The following is a 25,120-nucleotide window of genomic DNA, read 5'->3' as shown; positions in this document are numbered from 1 at the left end:
CGAAATTATTAGCTGAATAGGCTGCCAATTGTGCCGACAGCCTGTTCTCATTATGCTATCGTTTTTCGTCCCAATCCTTTATATGCTATACCGTCAATCATCATAAGACAGTCTGAATCAATGAACTCTGTTGTGGATGTCATTCTTGCAGGGAAATTATCTTTTTCAAAATAATCAAAAAAAACTTGTTCCATTTCGGGTAAGTCCTTAATACTTTTGAGGTAGACATTAACTTTTACAAGATTTTGAAGTGGTACATCAAGTTGATTAAGTGTGTCTTTTAAATGTGAAAAAGTATCATGTATTTGCTCAGTAAAGGTTTGTCCAAAACCTCTATGTAATCCAAGAAACACATAATCTCCTGCCGAAACAGCTGCTGAGTAGCTAAATGGTGTTGAAATTCGGTTTATCATTTCATGAACCTCCTATGTAATACGATCACCCCTCCATGGTAGAACGTATGTTCCGAATTGTAAATGATTTTTTTAACATGTATTTCCATGTTATCCTGCCCGTTAGCTTAATAAAAAAACAAGCGCCGTGGCACGTAAAAGCTACCTTTTGGTCTTTTCACGAGAAATTAGCAGCTAAGGTGTGCTAACAGTATTTTTCACCCGCATTCTTTGACCTAACGGGGCTATCGGCGAAAAATGCTTCTCTGCGCATAGTTGCCAAGCTTACCCTATCCGAGGACTATGATTCAAGCTTACATAACATGCACGGAAGGCCACCGAAGTTATCGGTGGCCTGATTGTATGTCATTCAACTATCGTACCCGTTAGGCTGCCTTCGTTTATTATTTGAGTGTTTTGCATAATTTTCGTTCTTAGAGCCGCAATATTCTTCCCGTGGCTATCAGAGGAATACAGGGCATAGATCACACCTTACATCTATTACCATCCTTTCTCTAAAAAATCACTCATGTGCCGTATTCCTTTGTCATCGATTTTCAGCACCCATTTTACATGATTGAAATATCCGGTTTTATTTATAATACACACGCCTTCAACAATAATATCGTCCCTTGTACCATCTATATCCTCATCCTTCTGAAATCCAACAACCTCTAAACCTTCACAAAGCGAAACAGGGACTCCAAAATAATCATTTTTTATATCGATTTTTGAAAGCATTATGATATCTTCTTCAATAAGTTCGTTATAATCTACATAAAGGAAGGGCTTATCTATTTTATGGACTATCTGGTCTACCGTAAAGCTCATTTCTTATCCTCTCCCATCATCATCTGAATAAGTGTTTCTTTTAACCGAGTGTCCATAGGAGAATTGGGTTCAAAGCATATTTCCACAAACTGCGACCATTCCTCCCAGTCTGCTGCTTTATGAGCCCCAGTGAGCAAGTAAATATTTTACGATTTAAAATCTGTGGCCAACTTATATATAATTTCCTTACTCCATGGCGAAAGGGGCCTTTCCTTTGGTTGGGAAAGCCCCTTTGCTGAAGCAAAATCTGAATATCATGATTTAACTACCGGAATTTGATATGAATAACCTCGCCACTTTTTGACAAACTATTTCTTTGGTTTTACTCTAAACCACACTTCGCTCCAGCATGCGCTACCGCGACCATAATACAGTTCCAACTCATAGCCGTCAACCTTCTCATAATTGGCAGTCGGCAACCACTCGGTATATACTCTTTTGATAAGACTTTGAATAGCATCGCTTGTGCCTTCCATTGTATGGTTTTCAGTTCTGAAAATCGCCCATGTTGTGGCTGGAACCGTCACTTCCTTATAACCATCGGGTTGGCTTTTACCCGTTTTGTAGGCGAAAAGCATGTAAGGAAAAGTGTTATCACCTTCGACCGAAAGATAATCGCAAATAGCATTGACCAAACACAAATCGCTCGGTGCCTCTGTAAGCATATTCGTTGATTTGATAAGTTTGCCGATCCTGCCGTCACTTAGTGCATCTTGCCATAATTGGGGGATGGAACGTAAATTTTCACCGTTATCAGTGGTCATGATACTTTCAATACCATAAATGGTGAATGCCTCTTTCGATTCAATTCTGTAATTCACAGGAACAACTCCTCTCACTGCTAGTAGGAAAGAGATTCGGGGATAGGCTGTGAGAACAACACCATTATCGCGCGCTGATGACGGCGTTGTCCCATGAATATTGTGAAAAGCACGTGTAAAAGCCTCCGGAGAGTCATAACCATAATTCATTGCAAGGTCAACAATCTTAATGTTACTATTCTGCAACTCAAAGGCAGCAAGAGTCATCTTCCTTCGTCTGATATACTCAGACAAGGAAATATCCGCTACGATTGAAAACACTCTCTGGAAACTGGAGTTGGAACAGCCAGCAATACTTGCGGCTTTTGTCATATCAATATCCGCACAGAGGTTATCCTCGATATAGTCGAGCGCTTTATTCATTCTTTCAAACCATGTCATCCCGTTTCTCTCCCCTCTAAAAACAGTTAATCATATCTGAAGATAAAAATCCTTGCAGATCATAATCAAATAATGCAAGCTCATCTTTAAATCCGTGGTTTCGAGCGGAGGAATTTCGCCTATTTGTGGTACGGTTCACCGCGATGGCTGAAGCGGCAAGTTTTGAGAATGTGTATATGCTCTATCTAATTATTGTTTTAATAACTTTTCTTTGATCCAACGGTAAATCCCTGGAGTGTTGATCTCAAATCCATTTCCTTTATACTTAGTCAGTGAAACAGTCCCTGCTAAAAGTTCTTCTTGATCTTCTTCTGAATTGGAGTCTTTTAACAGTGATTGGTGAAGAATAGAGGAATCAATTATTCTATGTTGCTGATCAATTGTGATTCTTTGATTCTCTATAATTTCTTTTTGAGCTTGTACTAACGCATTCGCAAGCAATAATTGACCATTGAGGTGTTGAATATTTGCTAATAATTGTTGTTCTCTCGGACCAACAGTCATATTAACAAAGTTCAAGTTAGACAAATTATTAGGCAATTGAAGATAAACATTTAGAGCTTCACGAATTTTAGTTAGTGCTATCTCACTAGATTCAGGCGTTACGGAGAAAATAACTTGGCTAGCCTCATGGCTAATATCTGTTGTTGCCTTGATACCTATATCTTTCAAAAACTCCGCAAAATAAAGTAGATACTGCTCGCAAGCAACACGGACTTGTTCAGGGAAATGAAAAAGGCTAACCATTGATTCTTCTCTTGATTTTTCAATTAAAGACTTATTTGCATTTTGATAAATCTCCTCAATGATGGGTATGTAGTGTCCAATGACTGATGTTATACTCTCATCTTTAGAAAAATTATCACAACTAATATGGCAACCATTGCTAATAATTTCATCTCGCTGTCCCCATCTAACATATTGATTTTTATATTGTGAAGCAGTATAATCCATGGCTTCAGCAAATTCCTCAATACTATAAGGTTTTTTCCATTTTTCAAAATCCCAAGAGAAATTAAAACGTAACTCCATATTCTCATAATTATCTCTATTTCTAACTATCTCTATCTCATCAATAAAATCGTTAAATTCTAAGGGATAAAAAAGTGTAAGTGATGTAATCTCTTTTGGGATTTCATTAAAAGAAGCTTCAGAAGCTTTCTGAGATAAATGATAATCATACACACACGCCCAAAGGTCTTTATTGCCTTTAGCAGTGATGTATCCTTTCTTCTCAATCATTGTAACTCCATCAACTTTAAAAATGTTATTAGCATTCTCGTCGGTAGCTAATTTAATTTTTATCAAAGGAAACCCCTCCAGTTATTCTAAATACTGTACAACGCTTAACCCCTAATTACATTGTCTTCCAACCGAGTGTAGTAAATCAATCAATTTATCTATATAAAACCATATAATTTGTGTACATCTCAAAACTTGCCCCTACTTATGATACGGCTTCCCGTAACATCTGTAGTGCGAAATCAAAAAGGCACCCCTGCGTGTTAATAACGGAGTAAATACAAAAAAACAGATCATCGAAGTCGACGATCTGTTACACTATTAAGACGGCATCACTCTTATTATAACTACCGCTGAGGAGGAAGATTATGTTTACTTGTTACACTAAGCAAGAACGATTTGAGACCTATGTTCTAACCAATGAGGATCATAAAATTAATATCGAAGTGGTTCCCGAACGGGGCGGTATTATTAGTAAATATATACATAATAATGAACCGATTTTTTATCTTGAACAAGAAACATTAGAGGATACTTCGAAAAATATACGCGGTGGCAATCCTATTTTGTTTCCTATTAGTAGCTACTTGGTTGATGAGACTTACTATTACAACGACATCGCTTATCAATTAAAACAGCACGGCTTTGCGCGTAATCTAGCAGGTAAAGTAACCCATACTTTTGCTGATGAGCACTGTGCTTCAATAACGCTTGAGATGGTAGATAATGAAGAAACATATGAAAGATACCCTTTCCATTTCAAACTGATCATGCAATATACGCTTACCAAGAGTGGGTTAAGCATACAAGCTACTATTAATAATAATGATAATAAAGTGATGCCCTTCTATTTAGGATACCACCCTTATTTCTATGTGGAAGATAAAGGCAGTATCGAAATAAATATTCCCTCATCTAATTGCAAAGAAATGGTACCAAATAGTATGGTGCAAAATAAATTTAACTTTAATCAACCCGAATCAAATGTCATTTATGAGCAACTACAATCTAACCATTGTGAGATGATTGATCATGCAAGACAACTGAAAGTGACAATCACCTCAGAAGATATATATCAGTATATGGTGCTTTGGGCATTGCAAGGAAAATCCTTCGTGTGCATCGAGCCTTGGATGGCTCCTGTAAATGGTATGAACGTTGGACAAGGCATCCAATTTCTTGAAGCCAGCCAAACACATACATCCACTATCCAAATAACAGCAGAGTCATTGATTTAACTTCAAAAGTAGATGATGTTATTATTATTTCCCCTTCGTGCGGAAGCCCACCAAACAAGGATGAACCGATTGCCTCGGTTCATCCTTGTTTGGTTTAGATATGGAATGGGGCTTTGATAGTCATCTCCCCCTCACAGTGCGAGACTGGCAATCTCATTTCGCCCTTATTTATATTAAGTTTCTCCACGCTGTCTGTAACGGCAAGTTTAAGGCTATCCTTCGCCGGATGGCTCTGCTTTTGATATCGCTATATTAACTATCGTATCCCGTTAGCTCAATGATCTGAAGAAATTGTTTCACTCAAGCTATTCCTCAGAAATCTCTACGTACTATCTAAACCCAATTTGACGCCGAAATTAGGCATTCACCTTGCCTAGGGCGAATATCTTAATGGGGAAGTACATTTTAAAAAAAATGAGGCGATACACTTGGGATACTTCGTTACTGTGGAACCGGGCGTAAAAGTATTTATAGAGGACATCAATCCGAAGGGAAATAAAACGATACTTTTTATTCATGGATGGCCGCTAAACCATAACCAGTTCGAATATCAGTTCAATTTCCTTCCTAAGCTCGGATATCGTTGTATCGGAATGGACTGGAGAGGATACGGCAATTTGGATAAACCATTCGACGGGTACAATTTCGATAGATTAGCGGATGATGTCCGCATGGTCATCGAGGCGTTACAGTTAAGAAACATAACACTGGCAGGACACTCTACCGGAGGCGCGATATCGATTCGTTATATGGCTCGTTACAAAGGGTATGGGGTATCTAAACTCGTCCTGATCGACGCTGCCTCTCCATCTAGCGTTCCAAAAGAATTTACAAATAAAATCATCGAAGATACAAATCATGACCGACCGCAAATGCTGCAAGACCAAACGGGAATTTTTTTCTTTCAGTATATTTCCGAACCGAAATCCGATTGGTTCGTTTTAATGGGATTACAAGCGGCGAATTGGGCGACTTCCGCCATTATGGTCACGCTTAGAGATGAAAATGTTTACAAAGATCTCGGTCAGATCGATGTACCCACATTAATTATTCACGGAATTCATGATAAAGTCGTTCCGTTTACCCAAGCTGAGGAAACAAATAAGCTGATCAAAAATTCGAAGCTAGTTCCGTTCCAATACAGCGGTCATTGCGCTTTTTTAGAGGAGCGCGATAGATTCAACCAATTATTATCTTCTTTTGCATAACGACTCGGATTAGCCGCACCATCGCTCCCCATAAATATAGTCCGATAATGCCCGATGATTGAGCAAATCTGCCCGTTAGTTGAGAAAAGCCAGTGCGGTAGACCTTTCGGTATTGAACTATCACGTCAATCTTTCGGAGATAGTTTTACTTATTTCTTCAGGGTTTTTAACATCAATGATTAACTTTGATATTTTAAATTTACCAACAAGAAAATTATTCAAGTCAAAATGAAGGGTATCAACCTCATTATTAAAAAAGTAGAGATGATAACCTCCATTGAATCTAAATAATCCATTTCTTGTTCCTCCAAAAGAAAAACCATAAAGCTTGAAAGCATTTGGTATGGGTCTACCTGTTGTTATCCCCTTAATCGAAGAGTATGGAATTTGCAACCCGTTATCTAATTTTAAAAAGGGCGGATTTCCAAGATCGATATTTAAATGGGTTTCCATTAATTGAATTGTACGTTCCATTCGTTTAGTCCACCATTTCATAACGCTTTAGTATTTTTAAAATATATTAACATATTATACCATAGATAATCTTATTTATAGAATTTATTGAGCTAATTTACCCAAGAACTGAACATGCAAGCGAATATTTCGCCGGTTGCATGATGGAATATTACATTATCCTGCCCGTTAGCTTAAAACCGTTTCAAGTATAGCTCCTTCATCTTCCCAATTTTCCAAGCCATATAATGAAGCGCTTCTTGCGGCTCTACAATTCGAGCGTCCTCCCCTAACCCCCAGATCATATCTGTGAAAAAGGACAGACGTTAACATAGAATCATCATCTGAATCTCCCCCTTTCCGTCCTCGTGCAGGCTCAGGTAGGGACCGAGCCAACTGTTCGACTCCAACTTGCAAACTCCTTTAAGCGTTAACTTTACTCTAAGCTCCGCTTTCTTCCATCGCTTCCCATTGGGGGCTTCCCCAACGGCCCGCTTCTACGGGTCGGTGCTCGTATTCGTGACCTGAGAAAAGAAAGAGGATTAACACAAGAGTCTCTTGGAGAAAGATCCTCAACAGATTACTATGGCCAAAAATGTGTTGAGAGAGATTTTTAATAATAAGTGAACCACTGACCACGGCAAGAGCTATCAAGAAATGAATGCAGTAAAAAGACACTGAGATTCTATCCATCAGTGTCTTTTTTATTGATACTTTTCCACCAACATCATGTTTCATCGTTGAACTCGGACTAATTCCCAGTACAATAAATTGATTCTTGTAATCATTTCAATCAGAGGGTCGTAGTTTAAAGCAACTTAATCAGCTCTTCTAGCTCATCAACTAATACTTTTGCAAGTTCAAAATTAGTATCTTTTAAAGCCAATTCTATTTTCATTTCAACTGATTTTTTATTTTGTTCAGTTTCTAAATAGTCTCTATCAAAATGACTAGCATAAATCATCTGTCTAAATTTTCGCATACTCATTTTTCTAATCGTCTTATCGTCAATGATTAATACATAATCCATACCATTTACAACAGAATAGAAATCATGAGATATCATGAGAATCGCACCTTTAAAGTCTTGGGTGGCTTTCTCCAGTGCTATTTGTGTATAGGTGTCTAAATGGCTTGTCAGTTCATCAAGAAGCAATACGTTTGCTTTACTGGCAGAAACTTTAGCCAATTGAAGCATATTTTTTTCTCCACCAGATAAAGATTCTATCTTTTGATTAACGATTTCTCCTTCAAAGCCATAGTGTGATATATACGATCTAACCTCATCATAAGTTTTAAACCCAGCATCGATGAATTCTTCTAGTATTGTATTAGAATCCTTTAGCATTTCGCCTTGAATCTGAGATAAATAAGCCACTTTAACATCAGCATTTATTTCAATGGAATCATGATTATTGTTAAAGATATCTCGGAGTAAAGTCGTTTTCCCGGTACCGTTTGAACCAATAATGGCTACTTTATCCGTAGATTTTATCTCAAAGTTAACATTGTCTAAAAGCAACTCATCAAAGGCAACACTATAATTACTGACATTTATAACAGTGGTGTCTTCAATTTCATTCTCAATATCAAAACTGATATTCGGTTGCTTAATATCAACAAATGGCGCTTTAATTCTACGCGCTTCCAATCTCTCTTGAAACCTAACTCTAGCTTTTAAAGCTCTCCCTCTAGATGCTTCTGAATTATAAGTTGCGATAGCTCTAAGATTATCAATAATGTTATCGTATCTCTCAATTTCTTCTTGTTCAGCGACTGCGATTTCTTGCAACTCAATTTTTGTCTGAAGTAATGAGAAATTATACTCAATATATCGCCCATCAAACTCTTGGATCTCCATGTTGTCAAGGTGTATTATTTTGTTGAAACAATGATTCAATAGATATCGGTTGTGGGTAACAACTAGCAGTATGCCTTTGTGAGCATTAATAAGTTTTTTAAGCGCATTTAGATTTTCAAAATCTAAAAATACATCGGGCTCATCCATAATCATCAAGTCGGGACTATTAAGCATCTCCTTCATCACTTGAATAAGCTTGAATTCTCCACCACTCAGTTCGGATATCCTAACATCTTTTAGCTTCATGAGGTTTGTTAGATTTAGTTTTTTATTAATGTTGCTTTCAAAATTATCGCCGCCGATTGCATTAAATGCGTCTAAAGCTAATTGGTACTTTTCGAGTAACGGCTCAATATCCGATGATGTTTCCATTTCAGTACAAATAGATTGTATTTCATTTTGTATCTTAATAAATTCTTCTCCGATATATTCAAAAACGGTTGTTTCATTCGTTCTGTCTAGTTGGGAGAACTGACTTACATACCCAATTGTGCAGGTTGGATCTATCTCTAACTTACCCTCGAACAAATATCTTTCTGGATCCATCAGTATATCGATCAGTGTACTTTTACCACTGCCACTTGTTCCAATAAAAGCGCAATGCTGTGCCTCTTCTAACGTAAATGAAATGTTATTATATAGTTCTTTTTGTGGAAATGAGAAGGATAAGTTTTTAACTTTTATCATAGTATTACCTTTCTGTATAACTAAAAGTGACTATTATTGAAAGTATTGTAGCGCGTAGTTTTAGAGTTTGCCGTTTGTTAGCGTAACACTGTTTACAAGCAACTTCAATGTATTTGTATCCCATCCCTTGGGGGTCAAAGTTCCTTGCTACCTCCTGACGAATAGCCAACGAAATAGGTCGGGAAGCTTTTGGGTAGGCTGCAGGGGTAAGCTGAATAGCCTAGCTGTTCCATTTCATTCCATTCGTACATAGAAGTCCTCCCTCCTTTCCTTTTGATCATATCACCGGCGATTTTTGCATACTTGATCCGAGTATCCTTACACAAAAATAACCTCCCTATAACAGGGAGGCTATAATATGCTTTCTATCTACGCACTAAACAGACAAAACCTAATAATATCTACAATGGAATGCGAACCCATGGCTGATACCAAATCACGCTTACGTTGAAGCCATGCAAATGGTAGTCCAAATAATAGAGATAGCACGATGATATTTCCGATATTGATAGTACTTAATTCAAAGTGAATGAACACATGCGGCAACACCATAATCAAGTAACATAATACATTTTGCAGCTTAGTAAACTTATGGTCCCCTGCTATGACAACACAAAGAGCGAATAGAAAATATCTGAACATGATTTCTTCCGTCACACCGGCTTTGATGGCTTCAAAAATATGCGACAGTTGGAATGATGGATTAATAGGATTACTGCTGAGGCCAAGTAGAACATTGATCCCCCCTAATACCACGCCCACCAACACCAAAGTTACACACGAGATCACAACATCTCTTTTCGCAGCATTTTTAATCAAAATAATTCTATGACTAGAACCTTTCATCATACTGGTGGCACCAATATAAATGAGAATGGACGACGCGCCCATAAACACACTAGCTGGCATAGCTATGATCCCGAGTACACACCCGATAATAATATCTCTTAATGTGGTGTTCTTATTTTTTATAATATAAACCACGGAGACCACTCCAAATAACAGAAACCAAATAACCATCATCTTAAATACAGCTGCCAAACCCCATAAACACAATAATCCTACCAATAGCGAAGTCAGTTTGAATCCTACTTTGTTTGTCATCTCTAATTCATTTCTCCCAGTCTCAATAGAATTTACTGCCGCCATTATATCAATATCTGGAAGGTGAAATCTGTTATAAACATTGAGGAGTCTTATTCCTCTTCTCTTAAAATATGGAAGTGTATCGCTCGGTAGGAGAAGTGGTAACTCTGGGGGAAAGTCGGCATAAGAGCTCGTCCACTTTCCGCATGAGCCTCTGAAGATGCGCTGCGCTCATATTCTGTATCCATGATGAGCTTGGACTGTTCGCTAGATACTTTACCGATTCAATTAGATTCACAGCGTCGAAATCAGCATTCGATCCATTCCGTGTCAGATCAAATAGATCTTCTATGGGCAAGTTATATGGTGGAAAAATACTCCCCCGCTCTTGAATATATAGAGCCTTGAGCATAATTTCTAATGACCAGTCGCTTAGGATCAGGCAAGGTTTGGGGAGGTTGTGATGTAGGAAGATTGGGGTGAGATTCATGTAGGTTTGGGAGAGACTGCAACCAACAGGACGTTTCATTAAAATAATCACAATTTCCAAAGATGCTTCATTGATCATGCACCTAATCCTCCATAGGATTTCATTAATACCAGTATTATACATTTAAATAATATTTATTGATATCATTTTTGATACTTTTAGATATTATTTTAATCATTAAATATTCAGAAGCTAATGTTTGTATTGAGTAATCTTGTCTACACTTTTGGTATAGTGAGGTGTGGATTATGAACGATAAAGATATCCTTAAATTAGTTGGGGCAAGAGTAAGAACTTTAAGAAAAAAACGAGGTTTGTCACAGGAGTCGTTAGGAGAAAAAGGTGGATTTCATTTCTCATATATCGGGCAGATTGAGCGAGGAGAAAAGAACGTCTCATTGTTAAGTCTAGCCAAAGTTGCAAACGCGCTAGAAGTAAATGTCGCTCAGTTATTTTCATATGTTTATGAGGATAGTGAGCTTACTGAGGCAGATGCAGAGGTAAAAGATATTGTAATGATGCTTAGAGAATCAAATCCGGAACAAGTGCGTGTAGCTAAAAATGTGATAAGAGAGATTGTGCGAGGGAAAGAATAGAAATATAGAACGTTGTTTATCATAGTCACTCATATTTTGTGTATGATCATCAAAAAGTCTTCGTTAAAATTCCAGAATTGCTTAAACATCACGGCATCTCGTTACGTGAACTTTCCGACGGTAAAAGAGAAACCATCGATTTCTCTCATGTCGAAAAAATCGCCGATGCACCTGACTAAGTACATCTATCATCTCTAATTCACTATACTCCACACGCACCATCCCCCCAAAAACTTTCCTAATAAAATTTTTCGCCCTATTTATGATACGGCTCACCGTAACATCTATAGAGCGAAATCGAAAGGCACCCGATTGGGGTGCCTTTTTTGCTTAATTGATTTACCATTCTGCCGATCTCCACCTGAAAGCCAGGCACCAGTTGTCCGTTGAGTTCGAGGCCATCCAACATCTTTACGCACTCTCGAAGCATATATCGGGGTCACATCCTGCCATCTCACAATCTCGATAATGCCAATGGCGTAATTTTATAGTTGAACCATATCATCCCTTATAATAAAATACTTTTGCTGATATGAATAAAGGAGTTGATGTTATGAACGAAAAAGAAAAATCGCATGCTGGTATGTTATACCAACCTGGCGATCCTGAGCTTGTCGCAGACCGTGCGGATACCGTGAAAAAGCTATACGAATATAACAATATACACCCGCTAGACCACGAAGCACGACTGACTGCCATTCGCGGACTGCTGGGAAAGACGGGAGATAATTGCGTTGTGGAGCAGCCGCTTTTCTGCACTTATGGGTACAATACCACGGTAGGAGACAATTTTTTTCTCAATGTTAATTGCAAGCTCATGGACAGCGGGAAAATTACAATTGGTAACAACGTGTTTATTGCGCCCAACGTCTGCCTTATAACGGAAGAACATGCCATGGATGTAGAGCAACGGTTAGCGGGATTGGAATACACACATCCAGTCAATATTGGTGATAATGTATGGATCTGTGCAGGCGCTATAGTCCTGCCAGGAGTGACGATCGGAGCGAACAGCGTGCTTGGGGCCGGCAGTGTCGTTACGAAGGACATTCCGCCAGATAGTTTGGCTGTAGGCAATCCGTGCAAGGTCATTCGCTCTTTGAAAAAAGACCTTTAGTCAGGCGCCAATCGGTGATTCTATCGCCACTAATGAACGTTTGTTATACTGACCATAACCATGAAGGAAGACGTCCTGGAGAAGGCACTGCTAAAGCAGTAGCTCCTTAGCAAAGGACGTCTTTTCATTTTCTCCGTTTTGTTCCCCACTGGTTTCTCAGGAATCCCATAAACAAGATGGTCTTTCGCGGCACCTTTCGGAAGGTGGGCATACACAAGATGAAGTGGTATAACTACTCCGGCATGGTAAGCCGTACTCCCCAGCAACAACGCGACGCGCGGATCCTCAAAAACTATTAACGATTGCGGTGATTGAATAAACATCGACATAAAAAGCGCGTTTAACGCTCTGCCTCCCTCTGAACATAAAAAGGCGGGGCCATTCCTTAGTTAGGAAGAACCCCTGTTCACGATCAAAGTTTCTCATCAATACAATTATTGCCTTGCGCCAATTTTCGCCCTACTTGTTATAAGGCTCAGCTTAACGGGTCTATCGGTGAAAATGCGATGTAGTGCTCTGACTTACAACACACATAAAGGACACTTTTTCTAAATAAAAAAATGTTTATGCAACACAACAGAACATTTAAAATTGTGCTCGGGTTCCCCTAACAAAGCTCACACTCTTTCGTTTACAGCTTACTATTATCATTAACGTAACAATAGAAGAAAACCCACTCCAAAAGAGAAGTGGGTTTTCTTCTATCCCATATGAGAGCTATTAACAATACTTTACATTAAAACGGATTGACTTTTCTAAAGCAATAACAAGCTCTTCTTCCAGCACAGTCTTATGTTCAGAGTGATATCCCGTACAATAAGGAATACAGTTTTGGAGAAACGCAGTAAATAACTTTTGATTATCAAAATAACCAACTCTTTCAGCTTCCAGAAAAGCTCGATAATACAAAATTTTTGCTACAAATGAATAACTATCAAAATACCTGCAAGCGATTTCTTTCAATGCCTTAATATCTTCTTCGCGCTTAAATTTGCCACCCTCAAAAGACACAGCTTTATTTAACATACGTTGAAGTAAATCTACTGAAATTGTATTTTTGAAAATCCCTGGTAAATCTAAATTGAAGGATTTACAATTAACGAAGTACTTCTCATTAATGTTTGAGTTATGCCCGATGCCTAACTTCAATTTCCTTTGAGCTGCATTAAACCCTGACCCGTGTGGTCTGATCCCAAGGTTTGCCTTGATATTTTCGTTAGCGGGTATATACACCTTTGTTTCCATCTGAGCTGATTCAAAGTGTTCCCGAAGCCCCCGTTCTAACTCTCCAGTATCTAGAATAATTCTGATATCCTCATAACCATACTCTAGCTGGAATGAATATTTAGTTACTGAATTTCTCAGATAAACATTCATGGTATCAGCCACTTTTTCTATTACCTTAAGTGGATTGTAAGCCTCCAAAAGTTCATGTGGATGACGTTCATCTAATTTTAAGTAACAAATAAGTGGTGTAATTCTTTCATCTTTTCTTTTCGAAGATTGCAAGCTCTCTAAGCCTTCAATTACCTTATTCGAAGCCTCTGAAATTTTATTCATTACCGCTGAAACATCGATTACACCACTGCTTTGTTTCGCATCAGGATTATAAAAGCGACTTCTTTGCGTAAGCTTCTTAGTTTCATTATCGATAAACAAATCGACTTTATTTTGCAACACGAACAACGGGATTTGCTTATTAAATCCCCTCATCACCTCGTTACATAGATTTTTAAATTTCTCTTCGTTTGCATCGCCAAACAGTGGAACTACGAACAATAAAGCATCGTACTCATGATTATATAGCAACTCAGTAAAATAGCTTTCGTCGGGATTGTCGCTATCGTAACTCGCATCCTGATTAGAGTGAAAAATCCCCTTCGTATCAAGAAGTGCTATCGTATAATACCCATACGGATCTTCAAACATAGAACCATATTGTTGAAGCACAGGCATAATATCTGGACTCAATGGAGTGTATATAACAATTTCTTCACACATGACTTCTAAGGATAGCTTTTCACCGTCACGAAGATTGTTTGATGTAAAAAATGCTTCTATAAAGTTATGGCTTTCTTCAACGCTTTTCAAGTCAATTTTGTGGAAATAGTATCCATCCTTCGACTTCTGATAAAAATAATGGGAAAAATGTTCATCTAACGAAGCATTTAAGCTCTCCCAGACACTCCATATTTTATCAAACTGATTAGTATCATCAAGAAACTTCGCAACTTCGACCTTGATTGCGGAAGACAATTTTGCAGAGTTATCCTTTTTTTCTTTTTCTTCGAGTTGATTCTTTGCCGAATGGTATAATGTGTATAGCAGACCTGAATCGACAATATCATAAGCAAAAAAATTAGCCAATTGTTCTACATACTTCTCTAGGTCGGATGAATGAATAAAAGTCAGAGTTGCCTTCGTATTTACATCTGTATCCAACTCGAGATGCAAGTAATGCCTAAAGTCATTTTCCACCTCAGTTGGGTCAACAGACACATTCTTTCCGCGTTTTATAGTAACTTTAGTAATCGCATTAATAAGTGCATATTTATATTCACTTCGCGAGTAAATGGTTTGTTTCTTTTTTACCGCTACTAAAAGTTCCTGTTCTTCCTCAAACTTTTGACTATAAATAATTCGCTTTGCTTCCAGTGAAGAATTTGTTTTACCTTTTGATTTTGCAATAATCTGCTCTGCTTCAAATGTAGTGAACAGAGTTGAGACCTCGGTCTTACCAGTACCTGAACCACCGACAAGACCAATCGTTAGAACGTGTGGTTTTAGTCTTTTTGTTGTGTAATCTACCATAAAAACTCTCCTTCATAATCGTTTTTAGCAAACGAAAAAGCCGTAGCTTCTATGAGAATATAGAAACTACGGCTAAATAAACGATTGTAAAGAATCGAGTACCATTGCCCAGTAATATCCTATTTCATCATAGAACTTTCAAAGGCGGATAGCCTTCTACTTTGCTATAACGCTAATTTAACACCCCACAACCTATTTGTCAATACATTCCAACTGTGATTTAAAAGAAGATAATACAGCCAACCATTAGCCCCTAAGAATAGTGGCAAGTGGTCTAAATGATATTTTTATTTGAAATATGTGTAACTACTCTTGCGTAGAATATTTCCATTTCCCCACAGTTCAATGATATTATGGTACGGTTCTTCAACACTCCTACTAGAAACACCATATTTATTCCTAGTTTAAACCTTTATCCTACCCTAAAAACAACCCGCTTCGGTGGTCTCACCACGTTTTTGACTGCGCACAATTGAGAGGTAGTACAGAAGGTAATAACCTTTACAAAAACAAGGCTAAGGAACCCTAAATCAGTCGCTATTTTTTCAATATTATCCATAATAGGCACCACCCCTTTCATATGTTCAAAGACTTATATCCCCCATCCGTCCGCACACCATCCTTTGCTCTCCCAACCTTTCAATTGGGCGGGGCGAGGCAAGTTTATCATATTTTCCATTATTGATATAAGGACATGTCATGTTTAAACCCAAATCAAAAAGGTTGCCCATTAGTCTATGGTCAACCTTCTATTTGTTCTAAAAGTACTTTGTCGAAAGAAGTAACAACAGTTCTATCATTGTGAAATAAATATTCTCTTTCTTTTTCCTATTTGCCGTCTTGTCAATCGAATTTACATATTCTGCTCCAATTACAAATTTATGCTGTCAATTTATTTACCTCTTCTACCACCCTGCTTTGCAGTGACTTAGGAAGTGTGGAAATAAATTTAGAAATCTGCTTTTCATCATAGACATCTTTGAGTAAACTTACTAGTTCATTGACTATTTTTGACTCTGCAAAGTTTCTATCCCAAATAACTGAGGTAACCCCCATAAACTCTTCCTCTATCTTGATTACTTCTTGAGTAAGATTATAATAATAGCGAAGTTTAGAACTACTAATATCTGTTTCTTGAATAAGCAGTTCCCCAACAACCATTCCATCTATCTTCCTATAGCAGATACTACTGTAATCGTTTAAAAAGATATTACTAGCAATGTCACTAGGTTGCACACCTTTAGTTAGCAATAAGTTTATTAACTCATCAATTTTCTTGCTAATCATATTAATCTGTTTTTCCATTTTTAGATCATCCTCCTCAATTCATCAACAATCTGAACAAGGTATTTTTGAGAGTCTAATAATGCTTCTGGCTCTCGCTTATTTACTGGACCATATTTTGAAAATAGCCTCGCATTAATATATCTTACTAATATTCCGTCATTGGGACAATCACTTTTTAAATTACGAATGCTATTATAGAACTTAGGAAATAGCTCCGTCCCCTTCGGATTTATCTCCTTCTCTTCCAGTATCGCTTGCACTGCCTCATTAGCATTGTTGTATAAGAAGCTTCTCGATTTTTTTCTTAGAAGTTCCGGCCTCTTAGATAGTAGGAGCTCATCAATCTCCGACTTTTTGGATGTTACAGATTGTTTTTTAATTGCCTCTTTAGCAACCTCTACTTCCGCCTCGCTTAGTCCAGCATCTCTTAACTTCTGCATTTTACTCTCTAAGTCAAGCTCAATCTGATGCCTTGCTTGCTCGAACAATTCATTAAAATCAAGCCCTGTAAGATATGATTCTTTATCACTAATAAAATACTCGTCTTTTTCGATTCCTGCATATACGATTTCCCTTTTTTTATACTCACCACCTGGTATTGTATAGTCTTTGACTGGGATTTTTTTGCTTTTCTCCACTTCTTTAGAGAATATATCCCACATTGTGTTCAATCCTATTTCCTCATGGAAAATAACAACCGCATTGTTATCAATAGCAAAATCAGTTATTTCCTCATTAGGAATTGCTCGGAGTATTCTTCCTACAACCTGTGCGAAAGCATTCAAACTTCTATAGGGTCTGAATATAGAGAGTACAGTTAAATATTTGTGATCATACCCCTCCATTAACATATTTACAGACACTACAACATCACATTTATGGTTATCGATATCTAAAAATGCCTGTTCAAGCTCACTTGATTGCATATGACTATGTACAATCCTCACTGCACATCCCTTGTCCTTGTACCATTGAGACACATCTCTAGCATGTTCAATACTACAAGCAACCGCCAATATTTTATGAGGTACACTCGGGGATGCGTCTCTGATTATTTGTAGTTGCTTAATGCTTTCATCTATGACATCCATGGAACATTCCTTCGATAGAGCTATAGATTTTTCGACCCATTCCTTTTCCTTTATTGCAAGTACTTCATCTTTGGTGTATTTTTTAGAGTCCCCTGGAATAGAGAAAAACAAATTATCATTATTAATAGTAGCTTTTCTAAGCCATTTAACATATCTCAAAGCCATAACTTCGGATAATGAAGTATTATGAATTTCCTCTCCTGGAAGATCCTTATGGTCACCTCTGTACGGTGTCCCAGTAACATGAAGCCTTTTGGCACCAGAAAAATACTCCAATGCTTCTACCCATGTGGTTGCGACAGAATGGTGGGCTTCATCAACAATAATAAAATCAAAGAAGTCCCATGGCACTTTATTCAACAGTGAGTTTGCGTTACTTCTAGCCAGTTTATGAACATTGGTAATGACAAAATTACATTTTTCTAAACTCGACATTAACATATCAGACTCGTATTCTTCTACAACAGGCATATCTTCTGGCGAGAAAATCACATCTTGATTGAGCCAAAAGTTATCTTCTAGTGGATGAAGTGTTTTCACTACACTTTTCTTGGTCACAAGTCCTGGTGTAATTATAAGAACTCTTTTATTCGACACACCGTATGGTGCGATTGATATTAATCCGCTTTTACCAGTACCTGTAGGGAGGACAACTAACGCTTCACCTTGAGGATTTGCCTCATAGTAATCCTTAATTTTTATATAAGCCTCGATTTGTGGCTCTCTTAGTTTTCTATTGTTTATTATATTGGGAACTGTATCGAAGAAGTATGACATCCATATGCACTTCCTTTTTGGGTGATGGCTTACTAATTCTAGCTTGACTTCCGTTATCCTCCTTTGTACCTAAAAGTTAAGCTAAATCTGCATTCCTTTCTAGCCGACACTAGCTTTGCCTTAAATAATTTAAGTACAAACTCAACTTTATCAATCATAGCAAGCAAAATGATTTTAGGATTAGCACGGTACGATGCGGTACGGCTTGCCTTCAATACCATAACTGCATAAATTTAGCCGTCACTTATGATAAGGTTTACCGTAATGTATCTAAACACAAAGTACGGTTTGACCATAAAATATACATTAGCATATAAGCCAAAAACCACTCCTGACAATGGAGTGGTTTCATCTCCTTACTACAAACTCGAGCCATATCCATTTATTTAATCTAACACCCTTTTATATTCAGGTTTCAGTGATAGAATCTGATATTTATGTATAAAAATAATATTGATGTTATATGTTTTTTGTAATTCCATCCGAAATAATTCAGCATTATTATTAAACATATCAGCTACTATTCCAACTTTTTTTACCTTCTCTTCGTTCTTTTCACCTACAACATTTTCAACCACTTTTTTTATTTCAGAGTTACTTACTTGACCCTTTTTCACTTGAATATAAATAATGTCCACATCATTTTCAGCCAAGACATCAATTTTTTTATGATCGAGTTCTGGAGGCGCAATAATCGCTTCATACCCCATATCCTTAAAATAGTCAACCACTGCAAATTGATTTAATTGACCAGATGCAACTGTATGTTTGTTTAATACCTTAGACAAATTTTTCGAAACATTTTCAACGGAATCCGTTACTACTTTCAAATCGGATTGAGTTACTGGTATATTAAAAGATTGATCGCCATAATCAGAATAAAAACCAATTTCTTGACCCCTATACACTGTAAATATAAAATCTTCTCTAGGTTCAATCATACTTACGATTCGATCTTCAACTTCATTTAGTATAACATTTAGCTGATCACCATCAATTTCCTGAACAATAACAAAAATACCATGAACGGACTTCTGATAATGTAAACTAACCTCCCCTATAAAATCCTCATCACTATGAATTAAATAGTGCTCACTGTTATGCGTTCTAACTGTTCTTGAAAATCTCAAAAAAGTAACCCACCTTTCTTCTACGCGGAAAATATGTTTTCTTCAACTGGTAGATATTTTAATTTATTTTTATCGCATTATATATTCAGCATTACTTTTGATATTTTTCACTTAAATGTACCCAGCATAAATATACATGAGGAGAGGACTATTCACCATTAGTACCTACTCTGGCTACACTACTAAGTTTACTAATTTAGTGTTCCATTAATCAATTCGAAACTACATATCAATTCAAATTAAAGCAAGTTTAATAATATCTCGGTATATCTCATAACCATACTTTCCTGACAGCTTTAAATTACGGGGTTCGAAAAACTTTAGATCGGGTGCGCTAACTGAGGTTGGGATGTACTGCAATTTTGTTTCAGTGTAGGTTGTACTAATGGACTTAAAATCATTATTGAACTTTTTAAATTGGGGTATTGTGCTGTTTATAGCATTCACTGTTTTTACCCCTCTAGTGCGGATAGATAATGCGGCTGAAGGACTTGTTGTAGGCGTAGCACATGACCCTCATGTAACGGATCACGCTGGACGGCAGGAAGTACGTCAGCAGCGTCCAGTTGTACTTCAACGAATGAACTCTGATACTTCAGCGGCAGCTTTCAACTCCGCCATTTACTTGAAATCTTTTTCCATCATCGCTCCTCCTCTCCACAATTGCAATTTCAAGACTTTCCCCACACTCTTCTCAATGACCATACGGTGATGCCTTGCATCAAGCAACTCTGCTGGAAAGTGCCGTTATTCATACTATCTATTCCATATCAAGTCTTTCGAAATTTAAATCTGAATAATTTATCGAATTTTGCAAATGTATAACTGGAGTGAATTCCCTAATATTCTCCTTTAGTAAAAATAAAAAACCCTCTTCTTTAAGAAATTGATTTCTATGAATATCATTTAATTCTGCAGTGGGTAAAATGTACATCCACCCATATCCACCAAAAACTAAAACGATCAATCGAGTTTGTGAATAGTTTTCTCTTAAATAGGTATTACCATGAGTTATGATTTCATCACACTTAGTATCATTGCTAATGGGGTCAAATAGTTTAACTCCTAAAACAGGGAAGGTTTCAACTGGCGGCGCTAATCCATTTAATATGCATTCTTTTAAAGATTTTTCTTCACTAGCATTTAATTCTACTCCAGTAAAAAGATCCTCCGCTAAATGAGCTCTTAACAAAACAGATAACATAAATATTTTAAATTTATTATAATCAATGTTAACCCAGATTTCCTTTTCCATATCGATAACTTTTTTCACATGTTTATTATCCCTAATAACTTCAATGCCGTACTTGTCATACGGTCCTAACAAATCTCTATCACATTCATTACATAGCATATATTCGCGTTGACCTTTTTGCATAAATTTAAATTGATTTCTAGAAGGCGATGAATAATATGTTCTTTTTTTTTCATCATATAACGGAAGATAGAAACCTTCAGGTATAATATGAGATCTTACTAATTTTCTAGTCTCTCCACAAAGTTTACACCTATCAATCATTAAAACCCCCTCCTCTTTGTGTCTTATATCATTATATTATAAATTTGGAAAAATTATATTTTTATCCCCCTAAAGCCTACCTCTGGAGGGTTAGGCATATCTTTTACGGCATCTTCCTCCATTACTCCTCAGACCTCGATACCCTTCTTATCACTCAAATTTTTCGCCGTCACTTATGATACGGTTCCCCCCGATTTATCTTCACCGCCCGGTAAATTTGCTCCACCAGTACCAGCCGCATCAGCTGGTGCGGTAGCGTCATGCGCCCGAAGCTCAGCTTGGTCTGGGCTCGCTTCAACACTTCCTCAGACAGCCCGTTAGAGCCGCCGATCACAAAAGCGATGGTGCTTGTCCCGTAGGTGCCAAGTTTATCGATATGTGCAGCCAGGTCTTCGCTGGACCACAGTTGGCCGCCGATGGCCAGGGCGATGACGTGGGTGTCCTGCTTAATGTGGCTAAGAATGCCCGCACCCTCCCGCTCCTGCACTTGGCGCATCTCCGCCTCACTCATATTCTCAGGTGCCTTCTCATCCGGCACCTCAAACATCTGGAACTTCACGTACGGCCCGAGGCGCTTCGCGTATTCCTGGATACCCTGAACCAGGTACTTCTCCTTCAACTTGCCAACACATACAATCTGTATATTCATAGCGCTACCGCTCCTTAAACTCTGCTGTTATGACGTACATTCTAACATTGTAACGCCAACAGTTAAAGGTAATACCTCTTGCATTTTTGACACATCAAAGCCATTGACAAATAGTTACAACGATGATGAACTAGAGTTAGGTGAAGCAAGTTAAGGGAGCTGATTAGATGTTGGACAATATATCTCTAAGCCCGATGGAGATACATGAGAAAGAATTTCGAGTAGTAGGTACATTCGTAAAGGGTTATGAAATGGATGAAGTCAACGAGTACCTTGATACGATAATCAATGACTATAAGTGCGTGTTCAAAAAGGTCGATTTTCAGCACCGAGAAGGTTGGGTGAAGCTAGGGACTGAGGAGCGGAGCGTACGTTTTGGGTACGTGAGCACCGGAAGGACCGGCTGAATTCAAGATTCGATGCCGAGCCCACTTCCTGATTCACTTCGTGATCAAAAGCGGACTTTTTGAACAACCTCTATAAGATTTTTATTAAAACCATTAAGTCATTACAAACACAGATCGACGAGTTAACCCAAGCCCTATCCGGTCGTGCAGATACAGGTACCGCTAATGTGGAGCAGCTAAACTACAGGGTTACGCTTTTAGAAAGAGAACTATCCTATATTAAATCTAGGCTGTAGCCTAAGTAATAGATATCGGGGATCGCTAACACTGTTCGGCAAGCTCTATTGATAGAAAAAGAGTCACTCTTCACAGAGTGACTCTTATCTTGAGCGTGAAATTATCGCGCTTCCTCATCCGTTTCATCTATTCAATAATAAAATATTCTCACACAATCAAAAATTCCGCATGCTTTTCGCACTCCGCGCACTTCACCGGTGGGTCCCAGTCCGAGAACTCCGTCTCCTTCAAATCGACAACGTCCGGGGCATCCTCGTATTCATCCACGAAATTCTCGATCGCTAGCTCCACATGTTCCTTGCATACGACGTACATTTAATAAGCATCCTTTCTGTCTTTCGCATCCTGTTATGCACCATGTCCTCTAATCTTAAAAGTATGGCCACTATTCTGTTCTACCACACTATGTGAAAAAAAGAAATGCTTTTGTCGAAACAGCCAAGAATCCGCAGGACTGCTGACCTTTTCCTTACCATGACACTCAAGATCTCCCAGCAGTATCGCCAATAAGGGGGCCAGCCCTCTTCATCTGCAGCAATAAGAAAAACGTCTTACGTCATACCCCAAAGAAGACAGCAAAAGGGCGCGTTTAGCGCCCTTCATCTTATCCCCCCGGCTTCTCTTCCAGTAGCACCTTCAAGCTCTGTTCCTTCCCGCCGCGATAAAAAGTCACGTTCAGATCGTCACCGATCTTCGTTTGTCTATAGAGGAATTTACGCAGATCCAACGTTGTATGAATCGGCTTGCCGTTGAACTTCGTAATGACGTCATTCAGCTTGAGGCCCGCTTCCTTTGCCGGTCCCAGAGCATCGAGCACAATAACACCTTCCGTGACCGTCTTCGGCAGCTGCAGATCCTTCATTTCCTGCTTGCTCATCGGAACATAAGGATTGCTAAGGTCTATGGTATACACGCCAAGATAAGGACGCGCGATCTTCCCTTTCAACATCAGTTCCTTCACGATTTCAGTCACTTCGTTGGTAGGAATCGCAAAGCCAAGACCCTCTACGCCCTTATCGGAAATCTTCATCGTGTTAATCCCGATCACTTTACCGTTTAGATCCACCAGTGCGCCGCCGCTGTTGCCTTCGTTAATCGCCGCATCCGTCTGGATTACCTCAGCCTCCCAGTCGAACACACCATCCTGGTTCAGCGATACAGGGATAACCCGGTTTGTATAACTGATAATTCCTGATGTCAGCGTATCGCCAAGACCAAGCGGATTACCAATCGCAAAGACCATCTCACCCAGACGTAACTTGGAGGAGTCCCCAAGCTCTGCTACTTCACCAATACCTTTGCTGTCGATCGACAATACAGCAAGATCGCTAACGCGGTCTGTTCCGACAAGCGTTGCTTCTTTGGTATCCCCTTTCACGGTTACCACTTCAAGCGAATCGGCACCTTCAATGACGTGATTATTCGTAATGACGTAAGCCTTACCCTCAATTTTTTTGAATATAACGCCAGATCCCAATTTCGATTCATCCAAACCGCCGCCGAAGTCATCACCAAAGTCAAAGTCAAAATCTTCGCCTAAATCGAAATCCTCAGGCAGTTCTTCCGGCATGTCACCTTCTTCAGGGATGATGCCTTCTTCCAATTCACTACTATCTTGCTCTTCCGAACTGATTGGCTTCGGATCCTTATGAGTAACGACACTAACGACCGCAGGGCGAACCTTCGCTGCTGCATTCACCAGGCGCTCATACGGATCGCCCTCAGTCTGTGCAACCGGCTGGCCATTCATTATTGCTATTCTCGACGAAGTGGACGGATGTCCCGTCAACAGGCTGAACAAAAGAATGGCGATTAGCGCACTGCACACCGAACTGATCGCTGAGATCTGAAAAGTAGACAGACTTCTGCGCCGGCGGCTTGAACGCCACTTGACCCGCCCAGGACGGTCCTCGCTCGTCTTTTTACTGCGTCTGGATACTTTCGTCGAATAAAAGTCATCTTTAAACAATCCCATTGCGATCCCTCTCCCCTTTGTTGTTACACGTCAAGACACCACTGCAGCTTCGAGAACTCTCGTCATTTCGACTGATCATCTTGCTCATATAACAACCCTCGGTTTCGGGGACCATTGATCCACTCTCCAGGTCCCACCATGGCCCAAGGCCATAACCGAGTATCAATTGTAAACACCCTATTATAGTAATAAACACTTATGTAGCCAAAAAAGTTGCACTAAACGGTGAGTTAAGCACATTATCAGCCATAATTGTTCAAAATGACTGTTTGCGGAAGGCTAAGAACAATCTTATCTCGTGAAAAAACAATTTATTTGCGAAAAACGAGAATGATTTTCCACAATGGGGACTACAATAGAAACAAGCCTCTATGAATGGCGAATGAGAGACTGCCAGATTCATAGATTGTGACTCGCGTCCTTCGTTCATTGTACCATAATGATGAGGGTTCAAGTCATCTATTCTGGGTAAATTAAAACGGAAAATTAAGGTGGTTGGAAATTCATAAAAGGAGGAATAAAGGATGGAACGTTATAGCCCAGGCACGGCTATGGACATCGTGCATATGGCAGCAAAACTAGGGGATTTAAAGGACGAGCATTACCGAAATACCCTCGCCCTAAGCACGATCATCGAGTTATTGATCGACAAAGGCCTCCTGACCCGCGAAGAGGTGGAGCACAAAGCCGAAGAGTTGAATCAGTTCATGTCGCATCCACCGTATCCAAGCGTATAGATTAACGTACGTGAACACCTTTTGATCCTATATCGAAGACAGACCGTGTTTAGGCTAAGGTTGTTTTGCAATATATATGAACGCCAGGCCCGCACAG

The 25,120-nt window shown here is 38.7% G+C and carries 22 protein-coding genes; 6 read left to right on the top strand and 16 right to left on the bottom strand.

Going from position 1 to position 25,120, the window contains the following annotated elements:
* Nucleotides 1-50 precede the first annotated feature (50 nt).
* The 4 genes from AC2TF5_RS00380 to AC2TF5_RS00365 all read right to left on the bottom strand — a co-directional run bounded on the left by AC2TF5_RS00380 (nt 51) and on the right by AC2TF5_RS00365 (nt 3,733).
* Nucleotides 51-413: a RidA family protein gene (locus tag AC2TF5_RS00380; RefSeq protein ID WP_491300335.1), complete on the bottom strand. Its 363-nt coding sequence runs from the start codon at nt 411-413 to the stop codon at nt 51-53.
* Nucleotides 414-893: 480 nt separating this feature from the next.
* A complete protein-coding gene (locus AC2TF5_RS00375; protein ID WP_491300334.1) occupies nt 894-1,223 on the bottom strand; it encodes a hypothetical protein in 330 nt (109 codons plus the stop codon).
* Nucleotides 1,224-1,531: 308 nt separating this feature from the next.
* Nucleotides 1,532-2,425, bottom strand: coding sequence for an AraC family transcriptional regulator (locus AC2TF5_RS00370; protein ID WP_491300333.1), 894 nt, complete (start codon nt 2,423-2,425; stop codon nt 1,532-1,534).
* Nucleotides 2,426-2,614: 189 nt separating this feature from the next.
* Nucleotides 2,615-3,733, bottom strand: coding sequence for a hypothetical protein (locus AC2TF5_RS00365; protein ID WP_491300332.1), 1,119 nt, complete (start codon nt 3,731-3,733; stop codon nt 2,615-2,617).
* 302 nt (nt 3,734-4,035) lie between these two features.
* Here AC2TF5_RS00365 and AC2TF5_RS00360 point away from each other — a divergent pair, with 302 nt between their 5' ends.
* Both AC2TF5_RS00360 and AC2TF5_RS00355 read left to right on the top strand, forming a co-directional pair.
* Complete coding sequence (locus AC2TF5_RS00360; protein ID WP_491300331.1) at nt 4,036-4,905, top strand: aldose epimerase family protein; 870 nt, start codon at nt 4,036-4,038, stop codon at nt 4,903-4,905.
* 428 nt (nt 4,906-5,333) lie between these two features.
* Entirely contained in the window at nt 5,334-6,113 is a 780-nt protein-coding gene (locus AC2TF5_RS00355) for an alpha/beta fold hydrolase (protein ID WP_491300330.1), read from the top strand.
* A gap of 120 nt (nt 6,114-6,233) precedes the next feature.
* On the opposite strand, the gene AC2TF5_RS00350 is transcribed toward AC2TF5_RS00355, so the two are convergent.
* The 4 genes from AC2TF5_RS00350 to AC2TF5_RS00335 form a co-directional block, all read right to left on the bottom strand.
* A complete protein-coding gene (locus AC2TF5_RS00350) occupies nt 6,234-6,587 on the bottom strand; it encodes a hypothetical protein (RefSeq protein WP_018757707.1) in 354 nt (117 codons plus the stop codon).
* A 787-nt stretch (nt 6,588-7,374) separates the two neighbouring features.
* Nucleotides 7,375-9,114 carry an ABC-F family ATP-binding cassette domain-containing protein gene (locus tag AC2TF5_RS00345; RefSeq protein ID WP_491300329.1) on the bottom strand — a complete coding sequence of 580 codons (1,740 nt, stop codon included), beginning with the start codon at nt 9,112-9,114 and terminating at the stop codon, nt 7,375-7,377.
* A 369-nt stretch (nt 9,115-9,483) separates the two neighbouring features.
* On the bottom strand, nt 9,484-10,218 hold the full coding sequence (locus AC2TF5_RS00340) for a CPBP family glutamic-type intramembrane protease (protein WP_491300328.1): 735 nt from the start codon (nt 10,216-10,218) through the stop codon (nt 9,484-9,486).
* Between the two features lie 106 nt (nt 10,219-10,324).
* Nucleotides 10,325-10,768, bottom strand: coding sequence for a hypothetical protein (locus AC2TF5_RS00335; RefSeq protein ID WP_491300327.1), 444 nt, complete (start codon nt 10,766-10,768; stop codon nt 10,325-10,327).
* 170 nt (nt 10,769-10,938) lie between these two features.
* Here AC2TF5_RS00335 and AC2TF5_RS00330 point away from each other — a divergent pair, with 170 nt between their 5' ends.
* A complete protein-coding gene (locus AC2TF5_RS00330) occupies nt 10,939-11,286 on the top strand; it encodes a helix-turn-helix domain-containing protein (RefSeq protein WP_491300326.1) in 348 nt (115 codons plus the stop codon).
* A 553-nt stretch (nt 11,287-11,839) separates the two neighbouring features.
* Nucleotides 11,840-12,403 (top strand): sugar O-acetyltransferase, encoded by a 564-nt coding sequence (locus AC2TF5_RS00325; RefSeq protein WP_491300325.1) that lies wholly within the window; start codon nt 11,840-11,842, stop codon nt 12,401-12,403.
* Between the two features lie 720 nt (nt 12,404-13,123).
* Here the strand turns inward: AC2TF5_RS00325 and AC2TF5_RS00320 are convergent.
* From AC2TF5_RS00320 to rlmH, 6 genes are all read right to left on the bottom strand, one after another.
* Nucleotides 13,124-15,214, bottom strand: a complete 2,091-nt coding sequence (locus AC2TF5_RS00320) for a hypothetical protein (protein WP_491300324.1) — start codon at nt 15,212-15,214, stop codon at nt 13,124-13,126.
* 879 nt (nt 15,215-16,093) lie between these two features.
* The gene (locus AC2TF5_RS00315) at nt 16,094-16,519 is read right to left on the bottom strand and encodes a hypothetical protein (protein ID WP_491300323.1); all 426 of its coding nucleotides are present in this window, start codon (nt 16,517-16,519) and stop codon (nt 16,094-16,096) included.
* Nucleotides 16,520-16,521: 2 nt separating this feature from the next.
* Entirely contained in the window at nt 16,522-18,369 is a 1,848-nt protein-coding gene (locus AC2TF5_RS00310; RefSeq protein WP_491300322.1) for a DEAD/DEAH box helicase, read from the bottom strand.
* Between the two features lie 386 nt (nt 18,370-18,755).
* Nucleotides 18,756-19,499, bottom strand: a complete 744-nt coding sequence (locus tag AC2TF5_RS00305; RefSeq protein ID WP_491300321.1) for a restriction endonuclease — start codon at nt 19,497-19,499, stop codon at nt 18,756-18,758.
* A gap of 760 nt (nt 19,500-20,259) precedes the next feature.
* Entirely contained in the window at nt 20,260-21,018 is a 759-nt protein-coding gene (locus AC2TF5_RS00300; protein WP_491300320.1) for a hypothetical protein, read from the bottom strand.
* 169 nt (nt 21,019-21,187) lie between these two features.
* Entirely contained in the window at nt 21,188-21,667 is a 480-nt protein-coding gene (rlmH, locus tag AC2TF5_RS00295) for a 23S rRNA (pseudouridine(1915)-N(3))-methyltransferase RlmH (RefSeq protein ID WP_491300319.1), read from the bottom strand.
* 167 nt (nt 21,668-21,834) lie between these two features.
* On the opposite strand from rlmH, the gene AC2TF5_RS00290 reads away from it, so the two are divergent.
* Nucleotides 21,835-22,074: a DivIVA domain-containing protein gene (locus AC2TF5_RS00290; RefSeq protein ID WP_491300318.1), complete on the top strand. Its 240-nt coding sequence runs from the start codon at nt 21,835-21,837 to the stop codon at nt 22,072-22,074.
* Between the two features lie 384 nt (nt 22,075-22,458).
* Here the strand turns inward: AC2TF5_RS00290 and AC2TF5_RS00285 are convergent, their stop codons facing one another.
* Together AC2TF5_RS00285 and AC2TF5_RS00280 are read right to left on the bottom strand one after the other, a co-directional pair.
* On the bottom strand, nt 22,459-22,626 hold the full coding sequence (locus AC2TF5_RS00285) for a CxxH/CxxC protein (protein WP_491300317.1): 168 nt from the start codon (nt 22,624-22,626) through the stop codon (nt 22,459-22,461).
* 289 nt (nt 22,627-22,915) lie between these two features.
* Complete coding sequence (locus tag AC2TF5_RS00280) at nt 22,916-24,286, bottom strand: S1C family serine protease (protein WP_491300316.1); 1,371 nt, start codon at nt 24,284-24,286, stop codon at nt 22,916-22,918.
* Between the two features lie 524 nt (nt 24,287-24,810).
* On the opposite strand from AC2TF5_RS00280, the gene AC2TF5_RS00275 reads away from it, so the two are divergent.
* Nucleotides 24,811-25,023: a hypothetical protein gene (locus AC2TF5_RS00275; protein ID WP_491300315.1), complete on the top strand. Its 213-nt coding sequence runs from the start codon at nt 24,811-24,813 to the stop codon at nt 25,021-25,023.
* Nucleotides 25,024-25,120 lie beyond the last annotated feature (97 nt).

The organism is Paenibacillus sp. JNUCC 34 (genome assembly GCF_058269055.1).
This window is presented reverse-complemented; position numbering and strand designations above follow the sequence as displayed.